This window comes from Streptomyces sp. NPDC007991, from assembly GCF_042958445.1.
Taxonomy (GTDB): domain Bacteria; phylum Actinomycetota; class Actinomycetes; order Streptomycetales; family Streptomycetaceae; genus Streptomyces.
In genome coordinates this window covers 67,268-91,523 of sequence record NZ_JBIBJD010000004.1, presented here as the reverse complement: position 1 = coordinate 91,523, position 24,256 = coordinate 67,268, and the positions used below count along the sequence as shown (strand labels likewise).

Below are 24,256 nucleotides of genomic sequence, written 5' to 3'. Positions count from 1 at the left end.
GGGATTCCCGGCCTGCCGCCGGGGAGTTCGGTGCCGGAGGCGGGTAGGGAGCACAGCATGGCGGGGATCGGGGGACGGCGGGAACGGGAGCGGCGCCGGGCGGGGGCCGTGATCGGTGGGGTGTTGCTGCTGGCCAGCGCGGGGTACGCGGTGTTCCAGCTGGCGCGCGGCGGGCTCGGGCCGGCCGACACCGCCGGGCTGCTGGGGCTGCCCGTCGCGGTCGCCGGGCTGCTGGCCGCCGTGGCGGCGCTGCGGCGCCCGGTACAGGGTACGGACACCGAGCTGGTGCGCCAGTGGGCGGCGATGCTGGCCGTCCAGGTGCAGGACAACGAGCGTGACCTGCGGCGCCAGTTGCTCGGCCGGGACACCCGGCGCATCGACCTGCGCTACACCCTGCGCGCGATGCCGGGACGCGCGGCCGAGGCCCCGGCGGCGGGACGTACCTTCCACGACTCCGGCAGCCCCGGACCGGACCCGGACATCGCGGGGTTCTTCAGGGCCACGCGGCCCCGGCGGCTCGTCATCGCCGGCGCGCCCGGCTCCGGCAAGACGGTCCTGGCCCTGGAGCTCGTCCTGGCCCTGGCCGCGGGCCGAGCCGACGGCGACCCGGTGCCCGTGCGCATCCCCATGGCGCAGTGGGACACCGCCCACACCCTGTCCGAGATGCTGGTGAACCACCTCACACAGACCCTGGACTGGCCCCGGGACATGGCGGAGCAGCTGGTCGCCCACCGCATGGTGCTGCCCGTCCTGGACGGCCTGGACGAAATGGATCCCCCGCGCGGCGACGGCTCGCCGGACCCGGACGCTCCCCGCGCCCGGGCCGCCGTACGGCACCTGAACGCCCACCAGGAGGGCCTGGAAGCGGGCTCACTGGTCCTCACCAGCCGTATCGCGCACTACGACGCGCTCCTGGCGTGTGAACCCCTGATCGACTCGGCGCTGGTCGTCATCTCGCCCGTCGCGTCCGAGTCGGCGCTGACCTACCTGCGCGACCGCTGCCACGATCCCGCCCGCTGGCAGCCCCTGCTGGACCACCTCGCCGCCCACCCCTCCGGCGTGCACGCGCAGGCCCTGTCCACCCCCTGGCGGCTCGGTCTGACCGCCACCGTCTACCGCTACCACGGCGACCCGGCCGAGCTGCTCGCGTTGCAGGACACCGACGCACTCGACCGGCACCTGCTGGCCCGTTACATCCCGGCCGCCTTGGAACCCGCCGCCGCCCCGCCCCACTACCGCCCGGCCCAGGTCCACCGCTGGCTGCACCACCTCACGGGCCATCTGACGGGGACCGGCGCCACGGCCTATCCGACCACCGACATCAGCGTGCACGGCCTGTGGCCGCTGGCGGGGCCGCGCCGGGTGAGGGCGGCGGACGCGCTGCTGACGTTCTGCACGATCAGCGCGGTCCTGCCCGCCGCCTGGCTGACCCCTCAGCCGGGAGCGACCGCCGCGAGTGTGCTGGCGCTGGCCGTGGCGTGTGGTCTGGCCGCCGCGCTCGCCCTCAGCCCCAGCAGGCTGGACTGGCAGCAGCGGCACCTGCCCGGCCTGCGCGGACCGTTCGTGCTGCGCCTCGTCGTCAACCCCGTCCTCGCCACGTTCGTCGGCGTCGCCGCCGGGCTCGCGGTCGGCGCGGCGATCGCGGCGGCCGGGCACGCCACGGCCGGTCTGGCCACCGGGACGGTCGTCAGCTGGGTGGCCGGGCTCGGCGCCGGTTTCCGGTTCAGCGTGGCGGCCGGGCTGCGCGGGGCGGCGCCCACGACGGCCGTCAGCCCTCCGGTCGCGCTGCGCGACGACACCGTCTACGGGCTCGTCTACGCCGTCTCCACCGGGCTGTTCGGCGGGCTGGCCGTCGGCGGCACGGTGGCCCTGCTGCTTCAGCCGAGCACCGGCCTCGTCGTCGGGGCGGCCACCGCGGTCGCCTCGGGCCAGGCGTCGGGCCTCAGCGCCGCGCGGCGCTACCTGGTCTTCCTGCTGTGTGCGCGCCGGCGGCTGCCCTTCCGGCTGGGCCGTTTCCTGGACTGGGCCTGCTCGGCGGGCCTCATGCGCTACTCCGGTCCCGCCTACCAGTTCCGCCACGCCGAACTACAGCACTGGCTCGCCGCTCACCCGGATCCCGTGGTCACGCCGTAGGGGCGTGCTCGTGGTCGCACGCCTCGTCGATGCCGTACGTGTCCCAGGCGGGGAACGGGTCGTCGGCCGAAGGGGCTTCGCCGGGCGCCGCGAGGCAGCCGGTCAGGGCGGCGTGCAGGGCCTGCGCGTCCAGACCCGTCCCGATGAACACCAGCTCCTGCGCGAAAGGGGTGTCTGCGTCCCGGGCCGCGGACGGTTCGAAGCGGGCGACGGAGCCGGCCTGTGACCACAGGCCCGTCACGTGCGGGCGGCTCGACAGGGTGAAGAAGCCCTTGGAGCGCAGGACCCGCCCGTAGGTGCCGGTGTCCAGTTCCGCCGTGACGAACGTCCACAACCGCCCGGGGTGAAAGGGGAGTTCGGAGCGGAAGACGGTGGAGGAGATGCCGTACTCCTCGGTCTCGGGGACGTGGTCGCCGTTGAGTTCCCGGACCCAGCCGGGCGCCTGCTGGGCGCGCTCCAGGTCGAACAGGCGAGTGCCGAGCACCTGGCGGAGGTCCACCCGGCCGTGTGTCGCCGGGACCAGCCGGGCGAGCGGGTTCAGCCGGGTCAGGGCCGCCCGCAGCCGGGCCGCCGCGTCGTCGTCGACCAGGTCGAGCTTGTTGAGGATGAGGACGTCGGCGAACTCGACCTGGTCGACGAGAAGATCGCTGACCGTGCGCTCGTCGTCCTCGTACGGGGCGAGACCCCGCTCGGCGAGGTCGTCGCCGCTCTCCAGCTCGGCGAGGAAATGGGCCGCGTCGACGACCGTGACCATGGTGTCGAGCAGGGCCACGTCGTCGAGGGTCGCGCCGTCGTCACGGGCGAAGGCGAAGGTGGCCGCGACGGGCATCGGCTCCGAGATGCCGGAGCTCTCGATGAGGAGGTGGTCGAACCGCCCCTCGCGGGCGAGCCGGTCCACCTCGTCCAGCAGGTCGTCGCGGAGTGTGCAGCAGATGCAGCCGTTGGTCATCTCGACCAGGCGTTCCTCGGTCCGCGACAGGGCGGCCTCGCCGCCGCGCACCAGGGCCGCGTCGATGTTGACCTCGCTCATGTCGTTGACGATGACGGCGACGCGCAGCCCCTGGCGATTGGCCAGGACGTGGTTGAGCAGGGTGGTCTTGCCCGCCCCGAGGAATCCGGAGAGCACGGTGACGGGCAGTCGTGCGTACGACACGGTGTCAGCCCTCGGGGCGCAGCAGGCCGCGCTCGTAGGCCTTCACCAGGTTCTGCGGTACCAGGTGACGGACGCCGTCGACGGTGACCGGGACCAGGGTCGGCGTGGCGGCCTTCCACTGGGCGCGGCGGTGACGGGTGTTGCTGCGGGACATCTTCCGCTTCGGGACAGCCATGGGTCTCCTCCTCGGTGGGCAGGCACCGAGGACGCTACATGAAAATGGATCCCATTAATAATTCGCGCCTCGGTGCCTCGTGCCCATGCCCGGTGCCCCGGTCCGGTGCGTCAGTCGTCGGCGCCCACCAGCATCCGTACCTCGAACTCCTCGTGGGTGGTGCTGTCCTCGGCCGGGCCCTTGTCCAGCACCGTGCCGAGCCAGCCGAGCAGGAAGCCCACGGGGATGGAGACGATGCCCGGGTTCTGGAGCGGGAACCAGGCGAAGTCGACGTCGGGGTAGAACGAGGCCGGGGCGGAGGAGACCACGGGGGAGAACACCGCGAGCAGGACGGAGCAGAGCAGGCCGCCGTAGAGGCTGAGCAGTGCTCCCTTCGCCGTGAAGCGGCGCCAGAAGAGGGTGTAGATGATCGTCGGCAGGATCGCGGACGCCGCGATGGCGAAGGCGAGGAACGCGAGCGTCGCGGTGTTCGCCCCCCAGGCCACGAGGGCGAGCAGGATGCCGAGGATGCCGATGACGGCCCCGGACAGCCGGGCGACGGTCAGCTCCTCCGTCTCGCTCGCCCGGCCCTTGCGGATCACCTCGCTGTACAGGTCGTGCGCGAGCGACGAGGCCGCGGCCAGGGTGAGGCCCACCGCCACGGCGAGCAGCGTCAGATACGCCAGGCAGGTCAGCAGCGCGGTGAGGACGCTGCCGCCCAGCTCGTGCGCGAGCAGCAGGACGGAGGCGTTGCCGGTGCGGTCCGTGCTCTCGATGGCGTCCCGGCCGATGAGCGCGGTGGCGCCGAGGCCGAGGATGCCGGCCCCGAAGCAGACCGCGCCGACGAGACCGACGGCCCACAGCACGGAGGAGCGCAGCACGCCGCTGCTGCGCGGGGCGAGCAGCCGCATCAGCACGTGCGGAAGGGCGGCGAGGCCGAGGACGATGGCCAGTTCGAGGCTGAGGAAGTCCAGCTTGTTGCTGACGGTACCGCCGTAGCGCAGCCCGGGTTCGAGGAAGGTCAGGCCCGCTCCGCTGCGGTCGGCCGCCCTTTCGAGCAGGGCGCTGGGGTTCCAGTCGAAGCGGTAGAGCACCCAGCCCGCGGTGAACAGCACGCCCACGATCAGCATCACGGCCTTGATGATCTGGATGACCGTCGCGCCGGGCATGCCGCCGAGGGAGGCGTAGAGGATCACGAAGGTGCCGATCACGACCACGCACAGGGTGCGGGTGGTGCCGCTCGGAACGCCGGTGAACTGGGTCAACAGGGTGACGCTGCCCACGAGTTGGGCCACCAGGTAGAGGGTCGCGATCGCCAGGATGCAGACGGCCAGCGCGACCCGCACCGGCCGCTGCTGCCGGGGCAGGCGCAGCGCCACCGTGTCGCCCAGGGTGAACCTGCCCGTGCGGTGCAGCGGTTCGGCGATGAGCAGCAGCACCATCATCCAGGCGACGGTCGTGCCGCCGAGGTACATCAGCCCGTCGTACCCGGTCAGGGCGACCAGTCCGGTGCTGCCCAGCAGAGTGGCGGCGGACAGGTAGTCGCCGCACATGGCGAGGCCGTTGCGCAGCGGCGACATGACGCGGTTGCCGAGGTAGAACTCGCTGATCTCGTCGCGCTGAGGCGCCGTCAGCAGAGCCGTGAACAGGGTGATCACGACCACGGTCAGGAACAGGACGAACGTCAGCTGGAGGCTGCTGTCGTCGATGGCGGCGAGCGTCACCACGAGCGGAACCCCCTCGTGCCGTGCTGGAGGGGCTGCCCGGCCCCCTGGGGCGGCACCGCCGCCGAGCGGGCACGGCGGTTGTCGTTCTCGTGCTGCCGCGACCTCAGGCCGCGGGCGAGCGGATCTACGCGGGTGCGCATGTGCCGGACGTAGCACCACGCGGTCACGCCCATGATGACGAACTGGCCGAGACCGAGGGTGAGTCCGATCGTGAGGTGGCCGAACAGCGGCTGGTTCATCACCGCGGGCACAAAACTCGACAACAGCACATACAGCAGGAATCCGCCGACGGACAGGATCGTCGCCCGCGTGCCGAACCGGCGCTGCGCGCGACGCAGGGAGTGGAATTCGGGATGTTCGGATATCCGGGACGGCGGAGTGTGTTCGATGTGCGGAAGCGGGAATGTGGGAGTGTCATCCCGTCGCGGTGGAAATTCGGGCACAGGCGCACCTTCTTCGCTGCTTCGTGCCCCGCACTCGACCCCTTCGAGTCAGTGGTCTCGTCCGGCTTTCGAGCAGGGTGGAGGGACGCCGGGCGCACTGCGGGGGTGCGGGCTCTGTGGGGGTCTCGTGAAACCGAAAAGCTCGCTGTTCGGCTCCACGCGGACTGCCTTGGGGTTCTGTGTGGAGATCCCCGGCCAGCCCCGTCCACGGGTGGTGGCGAGGCTGAATGCGGAGTATGTCAGTGCGACGCTTGAGCCATCAACTGTGAGGGACAATTGACCGCTGCGCATGGCTCGTTCACGCCACGGTCGAAGGTTGGCGATACCGCGACGGCTTGATCGGAAAAGCCCGGCCGGTGAATGGTACGGACTACTCCCCGGCCGGCCTGGTCAGAAGCGGGCGCCGACGGCGGTGCCGGACCGGGGGACGAGGAACGCCGGTGCCTTCGGCAGCGAGCCGTCCGCCGCGCGGGGGCCGGTGAGCGGAGCCGGGTCGGTGCTCAGGACCGAGGCGGTGTCCCAAGTGCCGCCGATGTTCCAGGAGTTGCCGCTGGTGACCGTGCCGGACCCGACGGCCGCCGGGCGCTGGTCCGCGACGGAGAGGTTGCCGGAGAGCCTGGCGGTTCCGCCCGGGACGTCGGCGTCGAAGCCCGTACCGGCGTTGGCGTAGGTGGAGTTGCGGCTCAGTAAGAGGGAGCCCGGGTTGCCGTTGTCGGTGAAGCCGTGCTTGGCGTTCTTGAACGCGACGCTGCCCCGGACGGTGTGGGACACCGCCGGGGCCGGGCTGCCGCCGCCGAGTTTGAAGCCGTTCCCGTCACCCGCGAAGTCGGGGAAGTTCCAGCGGTTGAAGCCGTTGCCGTACGCCACGGTGTTCTCGATCGTGACCGGGGAGGTGAACTTCCAGGCGTCGAAGCCGTCGTCGACGTTGTTCCACAGCCTGGCGCCGCGCACCACGTTGCCCGAACCGCTGCCCTCCTTGACGGCCAGGCCGTCGGCGCTCTCGCCGTTCTTACGGGGGTCGCGGTTGCCGTAACTGTCCAGGTTCAGGATCTGGTTGTCGCTGGAGGCGCCCTGGAGCTGGAAGCCGGACTCGTAGTTGTCGTGCGTGCTCAGGCGGGCGAAGACATTGCTGTTGCAGCCGTCGCAGTACACGCCGTACGGGCCGTTGACGATCTCCAGGCCCGAGATCCGCCAGTGCGAGGCCTCCATGTGGATCGCCCCGCGCTCGGCACGCGGGATACTGCCGCCGACCGGGGTGTGGCCGGCGGGCAGCTTCTCCCCGTCGACGACCACGCGCTCGCCCTGGTGGGGCGCGAGGGTGACGGGCTGGGAGGAGGTCCCCGACGTGACGATGGTGATGTTGTCGGTGAGGGCGTACGTCCCGCCGCGCACGCTGATGGTGTCGCCGGGCCTCGCCAGGTCCACGGCCCGCTGAATGCTCCTCAACGGCCGGTCGAGCGTGCCGGGGCCGGAGTCGTCCCCGCCGGGTGCCACGACCAGGGTCTTCCCCGCCGCGGCTGCCGACCCCGCCGGCCCTCCCAGCGCCATGGCCACCGCGGCCCCCGTCATCGCCACGGACCAGATCGCTGCGTTACGCATACGGCCTCCTGCCTGTACCTGCGTGGATGTCGCAGAGCAGTGGCCGCCCGAGGGGCGAAGGTTGCCGGGGTGGGAGACGGAGCCGCGGAGGGCGGGTAGGCAGGCCGCCGCGCACCATGTCGGGGGCGGGCATGGGCACGGCATCGCCCTCGCGGACAGAGTCCCGGACGTTGAGCGGGGGACGGCTCCGGGCGCGGCCTCCGTTCTGCCGGACCGGGAGCCGGGCAGGCGGCCCGCCGCCCGGGGGCCGGTCGGCCGTGGGCACAGCCCGGTTTCCCGGTCCGGGGTGGACGCGGGAGGGCGCCCCGGCAGGGGGTGGGCCACGCCCGGCCCGCGACGCGGCTCGGCGGCCCGCCTACCGGAGACCCCTGCCCGGGGCCGTGCTGGAGACGCCAGCCGGAGGCCTGCGCGGGGGACCCGTTGCCGCACCCCGGTGGGCACATGGTCGGCCTGCTCGTGGCGGGTGAAGGGGGTCGCCGGACGGGTCTTCGGCGCGGCTCGGCGGCCCCGCCAACTGGAGGCCCGGGTCGGTGACTGATGCCTGGAGACCGGGGCTGGATGCGCATGGCGGAGGCCTGGGCGGGGATCCGTTGCGGCGTCCTGGTGGGCAGGTGGTCGGCTTGCCTGGGGTGGGTGATGGGGGTTGCCGGATGGGTCTTGGGCGGGGGTTGGTGGCTTTGGCTGGAGGAGTGTCCGGGTTGGGGACTGATGCCTGGAGGCTGGGGCTGGGTGCGCATGGCGGAGGCCTGGGTGGGGGATCCGTTGCGGCGTCCTGGTGGGCAGGTGGTCGGCTTGCCTGGGGTGGGTGATGGGGGTTGCCGGATGGGTCTTGGGCGGGGGTTGGTGGCTCTGGCTGGAGGAGTGTCCGGGTTGGGGACTGGTGCCTGGAGGCTGGGGCTGGATGCGCATGGCGGAGGCCTGGGTGGGGGATCCGTTGCGGCGTCCTGGTGGGCAGGTGGTCGGCCTGCTCGTGGCGGGCGACGGGGGCGCCGGACGGGTCTTCGGCGCGGCTCGGCCCCGCCAACTGGAGGCCCGGGCCGGGGGCTCCTGCCCGGAGACCGAAACCGGAGACCCATGCCGGAGGCCGGGGCGGGGGACTCGTTGCCGCGCGCCGGCGCACACACGGTCGGCCTGCCCGAGGCGGGCGAGGGGACCGCCGGACGGCCTAGGGTGGGGGCGTGAGTGATGATCGCCGTGCGGCACCGCTGGCCGTGTTCGACCTGGACAACACCCTCGCCGACACCGCGCACCGGCAGCGGTTCCTGGAGCGCAGGCCGCGGGACTGGGACGGGTTCTTCTCGGCGGCGCCCGAGGATCCGCCGCTCCGGGAGGGCACCGCCCTGGTCAAGGAGAGCGCGCGCGAGTGCGAGATCGTCTACCTCACCGGACGGCCCGAGCGCTGCCGGCGCGACACGCTCGACTGGCTCGCCGCGCAGGGGCTGCCCGAGGGGCGGCTGTACATGCGCCGCGACGCCGACCGCCGGCCCGCCCGGTTCACCAAGCTGGAGATCCTGCGCCGGCTCGCCCGCACACGCGAGATCCGCGTCCTCGTGGACGACGACGAACTGGTCTGCGAGGACGCCCGGCGCGCGGGCTTCACCGTCGTACGGGCCGACTGGGCGGCCAGGTCCGCCGAGCTGAAGGCCGCGCAGGAGCGGGAAGGGCGCACCTGAGCGCACTCCGGGAAACAGGCCCTTCGCAGCGCGGCGGGCTACTCGGACTCCTCCAGCCGGAAGCCCACCTTCAGCCCCACCTGCCAGTGCGCGATCTGCCCGTTCTCCAGTTGCCCGCGCACCTGCGTCACCTCGAACCAGTCCAGGTTGCGCAGCGTCTGCGAGGCCCGGTCGATGCCGTTGCGGACGGCCTCGTCGACGCCGTCGGGAGAGGTGCCGACGATCTCCGTGACCCGGTAGGTGTGGTTCGACATGCCGCTGCTCCTTTTCAGTGACGGGTGTCACACATGACTCCACCGCGCCCCAAGCGGCGGCGAAGCGCGAGACGTCGTCTCCCGCCCGCCACCGTCCAGGGGCACCGGGATGCCACAGAGGTCAGCGCACCACGCTCAGCGACAGCGCGAACCGGCCCTCGTCGTCCGTCCACCAGTGGGTCAGGTCCAGCCCCGCCGCGAACAGTTCGCCCCGCACACCCTCCCGCCGGAACTTCGCCGACACCTCGGTGCGCAGTTCCTCGCCCACCGCGAAGTCGACGGCGAGGTCGAGCGCCGGCACCTTCACGGTCTGCGCCGTACGGGAGCGCAGCCGCATCTCGATCCACTCGTGCTCGGCGTCCCACAGCGCCACATGGTCGAACGCGGCCGGCTCGAAGTCGGCGCCGAGCTCCCGGTTGATCACGGTGAGCACGTTCTTGTTGAACGCGGCCGTCACCCCGGCCGCGTCGTCGTACGCCCGGACCAGCACCTCCTGGTCCTTGACCAGGTCGGTACCCAGCAGCAGGGCGTCGCCCGGGGCGAGCAGGGTCCGCACGGACGCCAGGAACGCGGCACGCTCGGCGGGCAGCAGATTGCCGACCGTGCCGCCGAGGAACGCCACCAGCCGGGGCCCCGGCGTCCGTGGCAGCGTCAGTTCCGCGGTGAAGTCGGCGATCAGCGCGTGCACGTCGAGCCCCGGCCGCTCGGCGACGAGCGCCTGCCCGGCCTGGGTGAGGGCGCTCTCGCTGACGTCGACGGGGACGTAGGTGTGCAGATCCGTCAGGGCGTCGAGCAGATGCCGCGTCTTCTCCGAGGACCCGGAGCCGAGCTCGACCAGCGTGCGGGCCCCGGTCGCCGCGGCGATGTCGCCGGAGCGCGCGAGCAGGATCTCCCTTTCGGCGCGCGTCGGGTAGTACTCGGGCAGTTCGGTGATCTTCTCGAACAGGTCGCTGCCGTGCGCGTCGTAGAACCACTTCGGCGGCAGCGTCTTGGGACGACCGGTCAGACCCCGGTGGACGTCGGCGCGCAGCGCGGCGTCCGTGGCATCCTCGGGCAGCGTGCGGGTGAGATGGAACGGGCTCACGTACGGGGCTCCTTGGGTGAGGCGGGCACGAAGGTGTCGGCCGGCTCCTTCAGCGGCGTGAGAAGCACGTCCGTGTGGCTCGCCGCGAGCAGCGTGCGGTCGGGCACCTCCTGCCAGTGCGGATCGTCGTCGTAGGGCTCCGAGGCCACGACGGTGCCGCCGCCGGGCCGGGTGAGATACCAGAGGGTGTCGCCCCAGGCGGTCGCGGTGATGGTGGCGCCGTCGGTGAGCAGGAGGTTGAGCCGGGAACCGGGCGCGGCGGCGGCGACCTCCAGGACCGTGTCGGCCAGCGCCTGGCCCTGCTCGTCACCGCTCCTGAGCCGGGCCAGGACCAGGGCCCACACGAGCGCCGAGTCGTTGCGGGCCTCCAGCGCCAGCAGGTCCTGTGGCGGCAGGGTGCGCGACACCGCCGCGAGCGAGCCGGGCCAGCCCTTGACCGCCCCGTTGTGGCTGAACAGCCAGGTCCCCGCCCCGAACGGCGCCGCCGCGGCCTCCGCGTCCGCGCCCGACAGCGTCGCGTCCCGCACCGCGGCGAGCAGCGCGGTGGACCGTACGACCCGGGCGAGATCGGCGAACGACAGGTCCGCCCAGATGGGCCCGGCCCGGCGGTAGCGCGCCGGCACCGGATCGCCCTCGGCGTACCAGCCCACGCCGAAACCGTCGGCGTTGACCGTCCCGTACCGCTGCCGCCGGGGCGCCCACGACTGGCGGTACAGGCCGTGCGGGGGCTCCACGAGAAGTCCGCCGAGCGACTGGGCCGGTCCCACGTACGCCACATGACGGCACATCAGACGTCCTCCGAGCGGGCCGTGCGGAACCCGGAGAAGATCTGCCGCCGGATCGGGTGGTCCCAGTTGCGGAACGTACCCCGGCAGGCCACCGCGTCCACGGCGAACGAACCGCCGCGCAGCACCTTGTAGTCGGACCCGAAGAAGACCTCCGAGTACTCCTTGTACGGGAATGCCCGGAACCCCGGATACGGCAGGAAGTCGCTCGCCGTCCACTCCCACACGTCGCCGATCAACTGCCGTACGCCGAGCGGCGACTCGCCGGCCGGGTAGCTCCCGGCGGGCGCCGGACGCAAATGCCGCTGGCCGAGGTTGGCGTGCTCGGGCCCCGGGTCGGCGTCGCCCCACGGGTAGCGCATGGAGCGGTCGCCGGCCGGGTCGTAGCGGGCCGCCTTCTCCCACTCGGCCTCCGTGGGCAGCCGGCGTCCCGCCCAGCGCGCGTAGGCGTCGGCTTCGTACCAGCACACGTGCAGCACCGGCTCGTCCGGCGGGACGACCTCGGTGACGCCGAAGCGCCGCCGCAGCCACTGCCCGCCGTCCCGCCGCCAGAACAGCGGGGCCGTCAGGGAGTTCCGGCGGACGTGGGCCCAGCCGTCCGCCGTCCACCAGCGCGGGTCGTCGTAGCCGCCGTCCTCGATGAACGCCTGGTACGCGCCGTTCGTCACCGGCGTGGTGTCGATCCGGAAGGGCGCCACCTCGCGCCGGTGCGCGGGCCGTTCGTTGTCCAGGGCCCACGGCTCGTCGGAGGTGCCCATCGTGAACGGGCCGCCCGGGACGAGGACTTCGGACGGGCCGGTGAACAGCGGCACCGGCTCCGGGTCGGGCGCGGTCAGCGCCTGCGGACCCCGGCGCAGCTGATGGGTGATCAGCATGGTCTCGTCGTGCTGCTGTTCGTGCTGCGCGATCATCCCGAAGGCGAACCCCGCCTCCGTCAGCCGCGTCCCGTGGAACGCGGCCCGCTCCAGCACGTCCAGGGCACGGCCGCGCACCTCGGCCGCGTACGCGCGTGCCTCGGCCGGCGGCAGCAGCGGCAGCTTCGGCCGCTCGGCCCGCGGATGCTCGAACGCGTCGTAGAGGCCGTCGATCTCGGGCCGTATCGCCTCGTGCCCGGCGACGGCCCGCAGCAGCCACTGCTCCTCCTGGTTGCCGATGTGCGCCAGGTCCCACACGAGCGGCGACATCAGCGGCGAGTGCTGCGCGGTCAGGTCGGGATCCTCGACGCAGCTCGTCAGCAGGGTGGTGCGGTCGCGGGCGACGACCAGCGAGGCGACCGCGCGCTCGCGCAGGACCTCCGGGTCGGTGGTGCCGGTGTCGACAGCGGGGCTGGTGTCGGTCATGAGCGCGGGTCCTTCCCGTGGGCGCGACCGTCCGTGCCGCGCTGTCGGTCGAGCAGGTCGTCGGCGGGGCAGCGGCCCAGGACGACATAGCGGTCCAGATAGGCCGTGACGGCCTCGACGACCTCGGGCCCGGCGCCGAGCCGGGGCAGAGCGTCCAGCGCGGCCGTGAAGCACGTGACGGCCACCTCGCGCAGTTCGGCGTCGGCGAGCCCGCTGCGGGCCGCGTCGACCCACAGCGGGTTGTGCGGCGCGGGCAGGCCGAGTGTGCGCTCGGCCAACGGCTTCACGGCCCGGTAGGCGGTCTCGGCGGCCTCCGGGTCGTCGAACAGCGCCGCCGTCACGGTCAGCGGTACGATCCAGCCGTCGTCACCGGGCTGCGCGTCGATCATGCGCAGTTCGAGGTGGCCGCGCGGCCTCACCGGCGGGAACAGCGTCGTGACGTGGTAGTCGAGGTCCTCCCGCGTGGGCGGCCGGGGGACGCCCGTGCGGATCCACTCGCGGAAGGTGAGCCCCTCCGGGACGTCCCAGGGCCCGCCGTCGCGCCGTACGCACATCACGGGAGAGTCCAGCACGTGCCGGGCCCAGGCGCGGCGCGGGGCCGCGTCCAGGGGCGGGCCGCCCGCCCGGCCGGCGCCGATCCGGGTCCACGTCAGCTGCCGGGTGGACAGCCAGCCGGTCGGCCGGTGACCGGCGAGCGGGGAGTTGGCGAACACGGCCACCAGGACCGCGCCCAGGTGATGGGCCAGCCACCAGCGCCGCACATGGCCGAGGGGCCCCGGCTCCTCATGGCCGGCGTCCACGCACACCTGCACGGAGGCCGAGGCGCACATCATGGCGCGGCCGGAGGGGCCGGTGCGGTCGAGGCAGGCCTCCATGGCGTCGTAGCGCGGTTCGCGCAGGAACCGACGCGGTTCGTGCCAGGGATCGTGGCCGAGGCCGACCAGCGTGAGGCCACTCTCGCGCAGGACCGCGCGGACGGCGTCGAGGTCGGCGGAGACGGTGGTGATGACCTCCGTCAGCGAGTCGGCGGGGAGCGAGCTCAGCTCCAGCTGGCCGCCGGGCTCCACGGTGAGCGCCGACCTCAGGGGCAAGGGCCGCAGTGCGGCGTAGGCCGCGTCGAGTCGTTCGGGTGTGACGGGGAGCTGCGGTGCGCGCAGCTCGTGGACGAGCCATTCCACCTCGACGCCGAGGCGGCGCGGCGGGCCGGTCTTGAAGCAGATGCCGCGGACCAGGGCCTCGACCTCGGCTTCGGACAGGGCGGGGTGCGGCTCGGTACAGCCACCCGCCGGGGCAGTGGGCGCATCGGACATGTCGGGATCCTCCTGAGATTCCACCATGCCACCGGTTCGGGCACTTCGGCGCCCGGACCGGGATCACCCGTCCCACCCAAGACCCTCATCTCGTTCGGCACAAGGGGGCCTACCGGGGCGTTCCGGCGCGGTCATCCGGGCCGGCCGGGCGTTTCCCGGCGCTTTCCGTGATGTTCTCCGTTGGCGAAAATTCCGTTGGCCCGCGATGGCGAAAACGTGTTGCACCGCGCGTCCGGTTTCACCCACGATGCCAGCGTGAGCACGACAAGACCGGCCGCACGGCACGCGGTCACGGCGCACGCGCTCACGGCGCACACGGGGGTGGCGCCGTGAGCGCGCGCCAGGTGTCGATCGGCGAGGGCCGCGGGTCGCGCCTGAGGGCACGCACAAGTACGGTGCGGGTGCCCTCCATCCGGGTGACTCAACCCGGCGGGCGCTTCGCGGGGGCTTTCGGGCGCGTGGTGTTCGGGGTGCTGGACCGGACGCCGGACGCCGCGGTGCGGGGCGCCTTCGAGCAGGCCTTCAGCTCCAGCCGTAGCGCTCCCGCAGCCGGTGACGGACGAGGTTGAACCGCATCCGGTCCAGGGCGCATGCCTCCCGGCGCATGCCGTCCTCGTGCAGCCGCAGGACCCGGTCCACATCGACCCACGACTCGCGGCCCGACCGGTCCCACGGTCCGCTGCCGATCGGGACCCATTCCCGGTCCCCGTCGTGCCGCTTGCTGGACAACTGCACGGCGAGGAACGTCCCCGCCGGCTCGCGGGCGACCACGAGCACCGGGCGGTCCTTGCCGCGCCCGTCGTTCTCCTCGAAGGGCACCCACGTCCAGACGATCTCGCCGGGGTCGGGATCGCCGTCGTGCGCGGGCGAGTACTCGGTGCGCACCCGGCCCACCTCGCGCGGATCGGCCTGAGTCGTGGCGGAGGGGCCGGAGCGGCCCGGGACGTTCTCATCGGTAAACGCGGTCACGCGGGCACCCTAGGCCTCCCGTGGGCCCGGACACCGACCGGTCCGCCACATGGAACCGCGCGCGGCCGCTCAGGCGGCAGCGGAAGGTTCCGCGACCGGCGGCGCCGGCCACTTCTCGTGCCAGCGCAGCTCCGCCTCCAACTGCGCCGCCACCCGCACCAGAAGCGGTTCGCTGTTCGCCGGGCCGAGCAACTGGGCCCCGACGGGCAGCCCGTCCGCCGTGAAACCGGCGGGCACGTTGACGCCAGGCCAGCCCAGCACGTTCCACGGCCAGGCGTACGGACAGGCGGCGATCATCGCCCGGTCGGTGGCGAAACCGCTGAGTTCCAGCAGGGCGCCGATGCGGGGCGGGGGAGCGGCGGTGGTGGGCGCGAGGACGACGTCGTACGAGGCGAAGAACCCGCCGATACGGCGGTGCAGGACGGTCTCCGCCCGCCGGGCCACCCGCAGCGGTGCCCCGCCGAGCAGCCGGCCCAGCCGGGCCGCTCCCAGGGTGCGCCGGTCCAGCAGCGCCGGGAAGGGCGCCTCGGACACCCGCTCGGCGATCCCGGCCGTCGCGCGCGGCACGAAGGTCAGCCCGATCTGCCCGTACGGCGGGTCCGCTTCCTCGACCGTGTGCCCCAACGCCGCCAACAGCTCGGCGAGTTCGACGACGCGGGTCCGCACCTGGGGCTGGAGCCGGGCGGGAACGGCCGTGAACGGCGGTTTGAGGGCGAGCGCGATGCGCAGCCGCCCGGGGTCGCGGCCGATGGCGGCTGACGCGTCGACGTCCGGGGGCCGGTGCGGGTCCAGCGGGTGGTTGCCGCTCGCCGCGTCCAGCAGCAGGGCCGCGTCGGCGACAGTACGGGCCAGCGTGCCGTTGACGGTGATGCCCTGGAAGGACTCCCCGCGCGGCCAGGTGGAGATACGGCCGCGCTGCGGCTTGATGCCGACCAGATGGGTCCACGCGGCCGGGATCCGCACCGAGCCGGCCCCGTCCGAGCCGAGCGCGGCGGGCACCAGTCCGGCGGCGACCGCGGCGGCCGAGCCGCCCGAGGAACCTCCCGGCGTATGGGCCGTGCTCCACGGATTGCGCGTCGCGCCGAAGGCCGGCCCCTCAGTGAAGGGCCACTGCCCGAACTCGCAGGTGTTGGTCTTGCCGACGATCACGGCCCCGGCCGAGCGAAGCCGTCGCACCGCCTCGCCGTCCTCGGCGACCGGCGGGAACTCCCCGCAGCAGCCGAAGGCGGTCGGCTCACCGGCCACGTCCATGTCGTCCTTCACGGCGACGGGAACGCCGAGCAGCGGCCTGCGCACACCCGCGGCGAGCTCCCGGTCGGCGGCCTCGGCCTCGGCGAGCGCCGCCTCGGCCCGGATGATCCGGAAGGCGTTGACGCTGCCCTGCGTCGCCTCGATCCGCGCCAGCGTCCGCTCGACCAGCGCCCGGGACGTCACGTCCCCGGCGGCCAGCGCACGGGCGGTCTCCGCCAGGCCTGCGGCACGGTCGAACGTCATACGGACACCTCCGGAAGCGACCTCTCTACCGAACGGTAACGTCCGATGGCCGGTGGCGAAACGCCGACGACAGGAGTGGAAATCCACCCACGGCCACATCTACACCACTGGGCTCATCCGCTCCTGTTCAAACCATTGACGCCTCTCTGCCTCGCCCTTACCTTCTGAGCCCTCACGTCTGATCGATTCACCGAACCCTGTTCGGTATATCGATCCCTGTGTCTCAGGGAGAGCCGCCCGTGACCTCACGCCCCGTCGCCCCGTCCCGCCGTACGCTGCTGCGCGCCCTGGCCGCCCTGCCCGCCTCGGCGGTGCTGCTGGGCGAAGCGCCCGGACTGCTCGGCAGCGCCCTGGCCGCAGCGCCCCCGAACGGCTCGGCCACGCGCTACACGATCGTGCCGTTCCTCAACAGCAACGACGGCACGGTCAACGTCTACCAGTCGGACGACGCCACCGACTTCCGGCTGCTGCGCTCGTCCGCGTACACGCCACCCGCGAACCGGATCCGCGACGCGAGCGTGATCAGACACACCGACGGCTACTACTACGTCACCTACACCACGCACACCTGGCAGGACACGAGCAGGACCATCGGCTTCGCCCGCAGCTTGGACCGCGTCAACTGGACGTTCCTGTACGACTACACCGTCCCTCTCGCGAACCTCTCCCGAGCCTGGGCGCCCGAGTGGTTCGTCGACACTGACGGCAGCGTCAGCGTCATCGTGTCCTGCTCCACCACGAACGACGAGTGGATCTTCACGCCGTATCTGCTGCGGGCCACGAACTCCGCCCTGACGGCCTGGAGTTCACCGGTGGCGCTCGCGGGCATCGGCGCCAACCACATCGACACGTTCATCGTGAAGACCGGCTCGACCTACCACGCCTTCCCGAAGAACGAGACGACGAAGTACATCGAGTACGCCACGGCCTCGAACCTGACCGGCCCGTACACGATCCGCAGGACGGGCGACTGGGCCGGCTGGGGCAGCTACCGCGAGGGCCCGGCGCTGGTGCGGCTCGACAACGGCGGCTGGCGCATCTTCTTCGACGGCTACGGCGACGGCACCTACTACTACTCCGACAGCTACGACACCTTCGCCACCTGGACGGCCCCGGCCGCGCTGCCCGGCATTTCCGGCACGGCCCGGCACTTCACGGTCATCAAGGAGACGGTCTCCGGCGGCCCGAGCCTCGCCCGGAACACCACCCGCTCCTTCCGGTCGGCCAACTACCCGACCCGCTACTGGCAGCAGCAGTCCGCGCTCCTCAACCTGCCCGTGGTCAGCGGCACCAGCACCACCGCCGAGAAGCAGGCCGCCACCTTCACGGTCGTCGCCGGCCTGGCCGACCCGACCGGCTGCTCCTTCCGCGACACGGCCGGCAACTACCTGCGCCACTGGGACTTCCGCGCCCGCTTCGACCCGAACGACGGCACGAGCACGTTCGCCAAGGACGCCACGTTCATCCTCCGGACGGGCACGGCATCGGGCGCCGTCCGCTTCGAGTCGTACAACTACCCCGGGCACTACCTGCGCCACTACGCCTACCAGCTCCGAGTGGAACGCACCGACGGCACGGACCTGTTCCGCCAGGACAGTTCGTTCGTGCCGGTGGCACCCTGGGCGTGACCTGCACCACTGTTGACCTGGGTGCCGGGGATTGCGGATACCTCCCTCCACTTCCCTGGTTTTCCCGGGAGTTCCCGACAACTCGCGTGGACAAGCCTCCCGGTGTGTGACCCGCTCGATGCGCTGCCCCGACCGGTCGGGCGGGCGGATCAGCGCAGTCCGGCGAAGAGATCGTTCTCGGGTAGGGCCGCGCCGGTGGCGTCCTGGACGCGTACGAAGGTCTCCATGCCCATCAACTCGCCGAACCTCTCCTTGCCCATCTTGAGGAAGAAGATGTTCTCGCCCTGACTGGCGTGCGCGGCCAGCGCGTCGAACTTCTGACCGCTGAACGCGGTGGTGTCCACCCACGTGGTGATCTCCTCGTCAGCGAGACCGATCTCGGCCATCGCGGCAGCCTCGGCAGGATCCGGCTCCGGCATGTCCGGATGAAACTCGCGCATGATCTCGCCGAACCGCTGCATCATCGAGCGGGGCGCCGTGGTCCAGTACACCTTCGGTGTCAGCGCGGTCATCTCCAGCGCCGCCATCGTGATGCGGTGGGCCTGGATGTGGTCGGGGTGGCCGTAGAAGCCGTTCTCGTCGTAGGTGACGACCACATCAGGTCGGTAGTGCCGCATGAGTTCCGCGAGCCGGGCCGCGCCTTCCTGCACGGGGGTCTGCCAGAAGGATCCGGGGGCGTCGTTACTCGGCCAGCCCGTCATCCCGGAGTCGGCGTAGTCCAGCATCTCCAGATCGCTGACCTTCAAGACATCACAGCTCGCCTTGAGTTCCTGACGGCGCATCAGAGCGACCGCCGCCGGGTCGTGCCCGGGATCACCCGGCTTGACACCTCCCGGTCCGTCACCACAACCGCCGTCGGTACACGTCACGAGAACCGTGCGGATGCCTTCCGCTGCGTACCGCGCGAGGACCCCTCCGGTTCCGGTGGCCTCGTCGTCGGGGTGGGCGTGTACTGCCATGAGCGTCAAGGGCCGGTCAGCCATGAAACAGTCCTCCTGCAGAAATACGTCCTGGTCCGAGTGCGCGGCGGGCGTACCGCGACTCTGAGGCCCGGATCCTGGTGGGGCCGACGACCGTGTGCCGTGTTCCCCGCCCGAGCGGCGCCGGTCCTTCGGTCGATGCAACCGTGCCGGCCGGACCGGTTGTTCCCGGCGTGGCCGCCTCGTCTCAGCTCCACGTCGGATCCGAACTTCCATCCGGCACCAGCCGTGAGATTCCGACACGAAATCCGAGGCCCTAGGGGCGGCAGACGCATGAGTTCGTGTCTCTTCTCAGCGAGGTAGTCGCCGTAGATGCCGCTGACCGGGGTGGACTGGATTGGTTGAGACAGCCGTCACGGCCCGGGATGCTCCGGTCGCCGGGGATGCCCTGGCGGCGACGGCACTTCCGCCGCGCCAGCCGAGAGCTTGCGGACGAAGCCGGCCTGCTGTTCGGCCACGGGTTGGCTACCCGCAGCACGCCTGCGCCGTCCTGAATCCGACACCGCCCCGGAGGCGTCTGGCGTGCGAAAGGACGCTGAGCGTGGCGCACAGCGGACTACCGATAATCAACTGTTCATCAAGCCCTGCGTGCCGGTGGCATCCCGGCTCCCGCCCTTGTCGAGTCGGTTCCCCAGCTGGCCAGCAGTCGTAGTGCCTCCGCGGACGGGGAACCGGGTTCGGCGTGGTACGTCGCCAGTGTCTGTTCGTGGTCGTCGGCCAGGTGGAACGACTCGAGGCGCAGGTCGAGTTCGCCGACGAGCGGATGGTGCAGGCGCTGGATGCCGTGGCACTTGTCCTTGACGTCGTGGGCGGCCCAAAGCCGCCTGAACTCCTCGCTCTTCACGGAGAGTTCGCCCACCAGCGCGGACAGCCGGGGGTCGTTGGGGTGGGAGCCGGCGTCCATGCGCAGCTGAGAGACGACGTCGTTCGCTTTGTGCTCCCAGTCCACGAACAAGTCGCGGTACTCGGGCCTGAGGAACACCAGCCGCGCCCAGTTCCGCTCGTGCTCGGGCAGCTCGGCCCAGTCGCCGAAGACCGCCGCGGCCATCCGGTTCCAGGCGAGGATGTCCCCCCGCCGCCCCACGAGGGTCGCCGGGCCGCCTTCCATGGTGTCCAGCAGCGTCCGCAGGGAGCCCCGCACCCGCTGAGTGCGGCCGGCCGGCTTCTTCTTCTGCTGTTTCGGCTTCGCCAGGTGCGTGAGGTGGGCGTGCTCGGCGTCGCTCAGCCTGAGCGCGCGGGCGATGGCGTCGAGGACCTCCGCCGACATGTGCCGCCCGTTGCCCTGCTCCAGGCGCGTGTAGTACCCCACCGACACCCCGGCCAGCTGCGCCAGCTCCTCGCGGCGCAGCCCCGGCACCCGCCGGTGCCGCCCGAAGTCCGGCAGGCCCACGTCCTCCGGCTTCAGCCGGGCCCGCCGGGTGCGCAAGAACTCACTGAGCTCGGCACGCGGGTCCAGAGCGCCGCCGGCGGGCTCGTGCACCGGTTCGGGGTATTCGTCCATGCCTCCGAGTATCCACGGTCGGACGCACACGAGCCTGCCCCAGCCAGTGGTAGGCACAGCGGATGTACACAAAGCCGTGACCTGGGTGAATACCGGATCGTCCAGCACGCTGGCGACTGTGCCCGGCTGGAAGGCAGCCGGGGCGTGGCTTGCATCAGGAACGGAGTACACCCATGACCGCAACACAGGGGACCGAGTCGAGGACGCGTCAGAGCGAAACGGCCGCGGAGGTGGTCGGCCGCCTTCGTGCGACGTTCAACACCGGCGTCACCCGCCCACTGGACTGGCGCATCGACCAGCTGCGGCGGCTGCGGGCCCTGCTGGTCGAGAACGAGCAGGAGCTGCTCGAAGCGCTCTGGGCGGATCTGAGGAAGAACGCCACCGAGGCGAAGACGCAGGAGATCGACTTCACCGTCGCCGACATCGACGAGACGCTGGCGAACCTCGAAAACTGGCTTCAGCCTCGCCCGGTGGAGGTTCCTGCCCACTTCGGCCCCACGACAACGGCCTACACCACGTACGACCCGCTCGGGGTCGTGCTGGTGATCGCTCCGTGGAATTTCCCGCTGCACCTTCTCATCGACCCCATCATCGGCGCACTGGCCGCGGGAAACACCGTGGTGGCCAAGCCGAGCGAGATCTCGGTGCACACATCGGCAGTGGCTTCACGCCTCCTGCGAGAGTACTTCGACGCCGACGTGCTCACCGTCGTCGAGGGGGGCGCCGAGGAGACGACGGCCCTCCTGGAACAGCGTTTCGACCACATCTTCTACACCGGCAATGGCGCGGTCGGCCGGATCGTCATGGCAGCAGCAGCCAAGCACCTCACCCCGGTCACGCTCGAACTCGGAGGCAAGTCACCGGTCTTCGTGGCGCCCGACGCCGACGTGGACGAGACCGCCAAGCGGCTGGTCGGCGCCAAGTTCGGCAACGCGGGGCAGCAGTGCATAGCCCCCGACTACGTTCTGGCCGATCCTGCCACCGCCGCCGCACTGGTTCCCGCCCTGCGTGCGGCGGTCGAAGCCCAGTTCGGCACCAGCCCGCAGACCTCACCCGACTTCGGCCGGATCATCAACGAGCGGCACTTCGACCGGCTCACCGCTCTGCTGGACTCCGGCCGGGCGGCGGTGGGAGGCCGGCACGACCGTGCCGACCTGTTCATCGCACCGACCGTGCTCACCGATGTCGACCCCGCATCGCCCATCATGCAGGAGGAGATCTTCGGTCCGATCCTCGCCGTCGTCGAAGTCGCAGACCTCGATGCCGCCATCGCCTTCATCAACGAACGCGACAAGCCCCTCGCCCTCTACGCCTTCACCACCTCCGAGACCACCAAGTCGCGCCTGCTGAACGAGACGTCCTCCGGCGGCGTCGCCTGGGGCCAGCCGGTGATGCAACTGCTCATGCCCGGCCTGCCGTTCGGCGGCGTCGGCGAAAGCGGCATGGGCCGCTACCACGGCCGGTATTCCCTCGAGACGTTCAGCCACCTCAAGGGGGTCGCGGACGTACCGCTCAGCTAGCCTCGCGCTTTCGTGAAGCAGGCTGTCCGATGGGCGATCGGCCGGCGTCGATGCCGACGGGATGCGCCGGGACAGCGTGGACCCTCTGCGTCGCAGACCTTCATCCCGTTTTCCTCCGTATTGCAGAGAGAAAGAAACCCATGACTGTCAACATTTCAGAAGTTTCGCCCGTTCCTTCGCTTTTCTCCCCCACCTCCCTCGGGAAGATCGAGCTCGCCAACCGCATCGTCATGGCACCGATGACCCGGGTCAGGGCCGGTTCCACCGGCATCCCCGGGGATCTGATGGTCGAGTACTACCGGCAGCGGGCGAGCGTCGGGCTGATCATTGCCGAGGGCACCTATCCCGACCACGCGTCGCAGGGGTATGTCGGTGAGCCGGGCATCGCCACCGACGAGCAGGCGGCCGGCTGGCAGCGGGTGTTCGAGGCGGTGCACGCCGAGGGCGGCCGCATCGTCCTGCAGCTCATGCACGCCGGCCGCCAAACCCACGCCGACATCAACGGCGGCCGCCGCGTCCTCGCCCCCAGCGCGATCGCCAGGACCGGCGAAACGTTCACCGAGAAGGGTGAGCAGCCCTACCCGGTGCCGGAAGCGATGACCCCCGCAGAGATCCGGGCAGCCCAGGAGGACTTCGTCACCGCGGCCCGCCGGGCCATCGGGGCGGGAGCGGACGGCGTGGAAATCCACGGCGCCAACGGCTACCTGCTCCACCAGTTCCTCTCCCCGGCGGCCAACCAGCGCACCGATGGATACGGCGGCTCGCCGCACAACCGCGCCCGCTTCGTCGTCGAGGTCGTCACGGCGGTCGCCCAGGCCGTCGGTGCCGAGCGCGTCGGGCTGCGGATCTCGCCGGAGGTCGACTTCGGGGACGTCTTCGAGACCGACCGGAACGACGTCCTGGCCACCTACGGCACCCTGCTCGACCAGCTGCGCCCGCTGGGCCTGGCCTACCTCTCCGTCCTGCACACCGAGCCGGGCGGCGACCTTGTACAGGAGCTGCGGCGGCGCTTCGACGGCAAGCTGATCGTCAACAACGGCCCCCTCGGCGGCGGGCAGACCACCCGCGAGCGGGCGCTGCAGCAGATCGAGGCCGGCCACGCCGACGCGGTGGCCGTAGGCCGGGCCCTCATCGCCAACCCCGACCTGGTCGAGCGCTGGCGGGGTGGCCACCCGGAGAACGAGCCGCGGCCCGAACTGTTCTACGGGCTGGACGCCGAGGGCTACACCGACTACCCCTTCCTCGAAGCGGCTTGACGCCCACGGTCACGCCTGTCCATGCGGCAGCCCCACTCACCCATGGACAGGCGCCCGACCGGCGACCCGTGCCCGCCCCTTCGAGCCCGCGGTCACACCGGCGATCAGGGCGCTGACGGTCCGCAGGTTCCTGGTCAGCAGCCTGCACCGATATCCGTCCCCGCTGTACACCGGCGCCCATACCGTCCAGCCCGAACGCTGGGAACGGAGGTGACGAAAGGGGCTGTCGGTAGGGCGGGATCTGGGTCTGCGGCAGACCTGCGTGCTCGGCCGGATCCACCGGCGTGTGCGCGGCACCGGCTTGAGGGCTGCCGCGTCTCACTGCCTCTGCCTTCCGGTCTGACGGAGCGTACGACGCCGTCGGGTCCGGGCGCCTGACAGTGGGCAGAACGGGCCTTGAGCGTAGGCCCGCGTCAGAGTCCGGGACGATCAAGGGCGCCGAGGTATCCCTTTCCCATGCCCGGCGAGCTGTGCGCGGAGAAGGCCACGGTCACCCGAATGCCGGACTTGATGCGGGGTGCTCAGGCACAGGGGGCTGTGGTCGCTGCGTGGCCGCAGTGACAACCTCGTGTGTCACGCTCACGCCCGGATACGCCTCCGCCTCGGTGAAAGCGAAATCAACCGCTCCGGCACCGGCCGGGAGCCGTCGACGCCCACCACGATCGGCCCTGCTCTGACCGTGCTCGCGGACGACGAGGACGGGGCACTGTCCATGCGCTGCCAGATGCACTGCCGTCGATCCCACCATCAGTCCGACGACGCTTCCCATGCCGCGCGAGCCGAGCTGCCGGGGAACGCGCGGGCGGTTCGCGATGATCAGCCGTTACGGTGCACGTCGCGTTCGCCGTAGACGTGAAGGTCACGACCGAGCACGTTGTAGACGGACGCCGACTGCTGGACCACCACCTGGCCCGCTGCGACGCTGTTCACGTGCGTCCGGTGGGAGATAAGGTCGACGAACTGCCTTACCCGGGCGACGGCTTCGGGATCGTCCTCCAGCAGCAGCCGTAGCCGCGCGCCCCACTTGGTCAGCAACTCACCGCGCATCTCCTCGCGTGACTCAGCAGGGACAGGCTCGACCGTGTCCGCCAGGGTTTCCAGCCACCTCGCCAGTTCGGCGCTGTCCTCCCGGTTCCCGTCGAGACATCCGACGAACGCATCGCGCACCGCGGACCAGTCCGCCTCGCCCGCGGCAGATGCCAGCGCTGTGGCGGCCGTCCTCGCGAGCAGCCTCACCTCGGGTTCCATCGGAC

Annotated in this window: 21 protein-coding genes and 1 pseudogene; 6 read left to right on the top strand and 16 right to left on the bottom strand. The window is 71.6% G+C overall.

What is annotated here, in order from left to right; all coding sequences use genetic code 11:
- Positions 1 to 57: 57 nt before the first annotated feature.
- On the top strand, positions 58 to 2,133 hold the full coding sequence (locus tag ACFZDA_RS12100; RefSeq protein WP_391078802.1) for an NACHT domain-containing protein: 2,076 nt from the start codon (positions 58 to 60) through the stop codon (positions 2,131 to 2,133).
- On the opposite strand, the gene ACFZDA_RS12095 is transcribed toward ACFZDA_RS12100, so the two are convergent.
- From ACFZDA_RS12095 to ACFZDA_RS12075, 5 genes are all read right to left on the bottom strand, one after another.
- The gene (locus ACFZDA_RS12095) at positions 2,123 to 3,286 is read right to left on the bottom strand and encodes a GTP-binding protein (RefSeq protein WP_391078799.1); all 1,164 of its coding nucleotides are present in this window, start codon (positions 3,284 to 3,286) and stop codon (positions 2,123 to 2,125) included. The genes ACFZDA_RS12100 and ACFZDA_RS12095 overlap by 11 nt on opposite strands.
- A 4-nt stretch (positions 3,287 to 3,290) precedes the next feature.
- On the bottom strand, positions 3,291 to 3,461 hold the full coding sequence (rpmF, locus tag ACFZDA_RS12090; protein ID WP_010043581.1) for a 50S ribosomal protein L32: 171 nt from the start codon (positions 3,459 to 3,461) through the stop codon (positions 3,291 to 3,293).
- A gap of 110 nt (positions 3,462 to 3,571) precedes the next feature.
- Positions 3,572 to 5,167 (bottom strand): cation acetate symporter, encoded by a 1,596-nt coding sequence (locus ACFZDA_RS12085; RefSeq protein WP_391078794.1) that lies wholly within the window; start codon positions 5,165 to 5,167, stop codon positions 3,572 to 3,574.
- Positions 5,161 to 5,610 carry a DUF485 domain-containing protein gene (locus ACFZDA_RS12080; RefSeq protein WP_391078792.1) on the bottom strand — a complete coding sequence of 150 codons (450 nt, stop codon included), beginning with the start codon at positions 5,608 to 5,610 and terminating at the stop codon, positions 5,161 to 5,163. The genes ACFZDA_RS12085 and ACFZDA_RS12080 overlap by 7 nt, the downstream gene beginning before the upstream one ends.
- A gap of 390 nt (positions 5,611 to 6,000) precedes the next feature.
- On the bottom strand, positions 6,001 to 7,209 hold the full coding sequence (locus tag ACFZDA_RS12075; RefSeq protein ID WP_391078789.1) for a right-handed parallel beta-helix repeat-containing protein: 1,209 nt from the start codon (positions 7,207 to 7,209) through the stop codon (positions 6,001 to 6,003).
- A gap of 1,178 nt (positions 7,210 to 8,387) precedes the next feature.
- Between ACFZDA_RS12075 and ACFZDA_RS12070 the strand changes: the two genes are divergently transcribed.
- The gene (locus ACFZDA_RS12070) at positions 8,388 to 8,882 is read left to right on the top strand and encodes a hypothetical protein (protein WP_391078786.1); all 495 of its coding nucleotides are present in this window, start codon (positions 8,388 to 8,390) and stop codon (positions 8,880 to 8,882) included.
- Between the two features lie 38 nt (positions 8,883 to 8,920).
- Here the strand turns inward: ACFZDA_RS12070 and ACFZDA_RS12065 are convergent, their stop codons facing one another.
- The 5 genes from ACFZDA_RS12065 to egtA all read right to left on the bottom strand — a co-directional run bounded on the left by ACFZDA_RS12065 (position 8,921) and on the right by egtA (position 13,655).
- Positions 8,921 to 9,136 carry a dodecin gene (locus ACFZDA_RS12065; RefSeq protein WP_391078783.1) on the bottom strand — a complete coding sequence of 72 codons (216 nt, stop codon included), beginning with the start codon at positions 9,134 to 9,136 and terminating at the stop codon, positions 8,921 to 8,923.
- 121 nt (positions 9,137 to 9,257) lie between these two features.
- Positions 9,258 to 10,220: an L-histidine N(alpha)-methyltransferase gene (gene egtD / locus ACFZDA_RS12060; protein ID WP_391078780.1), complete on the bottom strand. Its 963-nt coding sequence runs from the start codon at positions 10,218 to 10,220 to the stop codon at positions 9,258 to 9,260.
- Positions 10,217 to 11,008 (bottom strand): ergothioneine biosynthesis protein EgtC, encoded by a 792-nt coding sequence (egtC, locus tag ACFZDA_RS12055; RefSeq protein WP_391078778.1) that lies wholly within the window; start codon positions 11,006 to 11,008, stop codon positions 10,217 to 10,219. The genes egtD and egtC overlap by 4 nt, the downstream gene beginning before the upstream one ends.
- The gene (egtB, locus tag ACFZDA_RS12050) at positions 11,008 to 12,345 is read right to left on the bottom strand and encodes an ergothioneine biosynthesis protein EgtB (protein WP_391078775.1); all 1,338 of its coding nucleotides are present in this window, start codon (positions 12,343 to 12,345) and stop codon (positions 11,008 to 11,010) included. The genes egtC and egtB overlap by 1 nt, the downstream gene beginning before the upstream one ends.
- Positions 12,342 to 13,655 (bottom strand): ergothioneine biosynthesis glutamate--cysteine ligase EgtA, encoded by a 1,314-nt coding sequence (egtA, locus tag ACFZDA_RS12045; protein WP_391078772.1) that lies wholly within the window; start codon positions 13,653 to 13,655, stop codon positions 12,342 to 12,344. The genes egtB and egtA overlap by 4 nt, the downstream gene beginning before the upstream one ends.
- Positions 13,656 to 14,080: 425 nt before the next feature.
- Between egtA and ACFZDA_RS12040 the strand changes: the two are divergent.
- A pseudogene (locus tag ACFZDA_RS12040) lies at positions 14,081 to 14,224 on the top strand (TIGR02452 family protein); the annotation flags it as partial.
- On the opposite strand, the gene ACFZDA_RS12035 reads toward ACFZDA_RS12040, so the two are convergent.
- Both ACFZDA_RS12035 and ACFZDA_RS12030 read right to left on the bottom strand, forming a co-directional pair.
- Positions 14,178 to 14,624: a type II toxin-antitoxin system PemK/MazF family toxin gene (locus tag ACFZDA_RS12035; RefSeq protein ID WP_086558372.1), complete on the bottom strand. Its 447-nt coding sequence runs from the start codon at positions 14,622 to 14,624 to the stop codon at positions 14,178 to 14,180. The pseudogene ACFZDA_RS12040 and the gene ACFZDA_RS12035 sit on opposite strands and share 47 nt — an antisense overlap.
- 69 nt (positions 14,625 to 14,693) lie before the next feature.
- Positions 14,694 to 16,118, bottom strand: coding sequence for an amidase (locus ACFZDA_RS12030; protein WP_391078769.1), 1,425 nt, complete (start codon positions 16,116 to 16,118; stop codon positions 14,694 to 14,696).
- 239 nt (positions 16,119 to 16,357) lie between these two features.
- Between ACFZDA_RS12030 and ACFZDA_RS12025 the strand changes: the two genes are divergently transcribed.
- Entirely contained in the window at positions 16,358 to 17,746 is a 1,389-nt protein-coding gene (locus tag ACFZDA_RS12025; RefSeq protein ID WP_391078766.1) for an AbfB domain-containing protein, read from the top strand.
- A 149-nt stretch (positions 17,747 to 17,895) separates the two neighbouring features.
- Here the strand turns inward: ACFZDA_RS12025 and ACFZDA_RS12020 are convergent, their stop codons facing one another.
- Together ACFZDA_RS12020 and ACFZDA_RS12015 are read right to left on the bottom strand one after the other, a co-directional pair.
- Entirely contained in the window at positions 17,896 to 18,729 is an 834-nt protein-coding gene (locus ACFZDA_RS12020) for a PIG-L family deacetylase (RefSeq protein WP_391078763.1), read from the bottom strand.
- Between the two features lie 574 nt (positions 18,730 to 19,303).
- Positions 19,304 to 20,227, bottom strand: coding sequence for a helix-turn-helix domain-containing protein (locus tag ACFZDA_RS12015; protein ID WP_391078760.1), 924 nt, complete (start codon positions 20,225 to 20,227; stop codon positions 19,304 to 19,306).
- A gap of 173 nt (positions 20,228 to 20,400) precedes the next feature.
- Between ACFZDA_RS12015 and ACFZDA_RS12010 the strand changes: the two genes are divergently transcribed.
- Entirely contained in the window at positions 20,401 to 21,747 is a 1,347-nt protein-coding gene (locus tag ACFZDA_RS12010) for an aldehyde dehydrogenase family protein (protein ID WP_391078757.1), read from the top strand.
- A gap of 140 nt (positions 21,748 to 21,887) precedes the next feature.
- Positions 21,888 to 23,003 carry an alkene reductase gene (locus tag ACFZDA_RS12005; protein WP_391078754.1) on the top strand — a complete coding sequence of 372 codons (1,116 nt, stop codon included), beginning with the start codon at positions 21,888 to 21,890 and terminating at the stop codon, positions 23,001 to 23,003.
- A 490-nt stretch (positions 23,004 to 23,493) separates the two neighbouring features.
- Here ACFZDA_RS12005 and ACFZDA_RS12000 read toward each other — a convergent pair whose 3' ends face one another.
- Together ACFZDA_RS12000 and ACFZDA_RS11995 are read right to left on the bottom strand one after the other, a co-directional pair.
- Positions 23,494 to 23,817: a universal stress protein gene (locus tag ACFZDA_RS12000; RefSeq protein WP_391080095.1), complete on the bottom strand. Its 324-nt coding sequence runs from the start codon at positions 23,815 to 23,817 to the stop codon at positions 23,494 to 23,496.
- Between the two features lie 2 nt (positions 23,818 to 23,819).
- A complete protein-coding gene (locus tag ACFZDA_RS11995) occupies positions 23,820 to 24,251 on the bottom strand; it encodes a hypothetical protein (RefSeq protein ID WP_391078751.1) in 432 nt (143 codons plus the stop codon).
- Between the last annotated feature and the right edge of the window lie 5 nt (positions 24,252 to 24,256).

Excerpts from the sequence above, each read along its gene's own strand:
- ACFZDA_RS12100 (WP_391078802.1), top strand. The coding sequence starts at position 58 with ATGGCGGGGATCGGGGGACGGCGGGAACGGGAGCGGCGCCGGGCGGGG.
- rpmF (WP_010043581.1), bottom strand. The coding sequence starts at position 3,461 with ATGGCTGTCCCGAAGCGGAAGATGTCCCGCAGCAACACCCGTCACCGC.
- ACFZDA_RS12075 (WP_391078789.1), bottom strand. The coding sequence starts at position 7,209 with ATGCGTAACGCAGCGATCTGGTCCGTGGCGATGACGGGGGCCGCGGTG.
- ACFZDA_RS12065 (WP_391078783.1), bottom strand. The coding sequence starts at position 9,136 with ATGTCGAACCACACCTACCGGGTCACGGAGATCGTCGGCACCTCTCCC.
- egtC (WP_391078778.1), bottom strand. The coding sequence starts at position 11,008 with ATGTGCCGTCATGTGGCGTACGTGGGACCGGCCCAGTCGCTCGGCGGA.
- egtB (WP_391078775.1), bottom strand. The coding sequence starts at position 12,345 with ATGACCGACACCAGCCCCGCTGTCGACACCGGCACCACCGACCCGGAG.
- egtA (WP_391078772.1), bottom strand. The coding sequence starts at position 13,655 with ATGTCCGATGCGCCCACTGCCCCGGCGGGTGGCTGTACCGAGCCGCAC.
- ACFZDA_RS12030 (WP_391078769.1), bottom strand. The coding sequence starts at position 16,118 with ATGACGTTCGACCGTGCCGCAGGCCTGGCGGAGACCGCCCGTGCGCTG.
- ACFZDA_RS12020 (WP_391078763.1), bottom strand. The coding sequence starts at position 18,729 with ATGGCTGACCGGCCCTTGACGCTCATGGCAGTACACGCCCACCCCGAC.
- ACFZDA_RS12015 (WP_391078760.1), bottom strand. The coding sequence starts at position 20,227 with ATGGACGAATACCCCGAACCGGTGCACGAGCCCGCCGGCGGCGCTCTG.
- ACFZDA_RS12010 (WP_391078757.1), top strand. The coding sequence starts at position 20,401 with ATGACCGCAACACAGGGGACCGAGTCGAGGACGCGTCAGAGCGAAACG.
- ACFZDA_RS12005 (WP_391078754.1), top strand. The coding sequence starts at position 21,888 with ATGACTGTCAACATTTCAGAAGTTTCGCCCGTTCCTTCGCTTTTCTCC.
- ACFZDA_RS11995 (WP_391078751.1), bottom strand. The coding sequence starts at position 24,251 with ATGGAACCCGAGGTGAGGCTGCTCGCGAGGACGGCCGCCACAGCGCTG.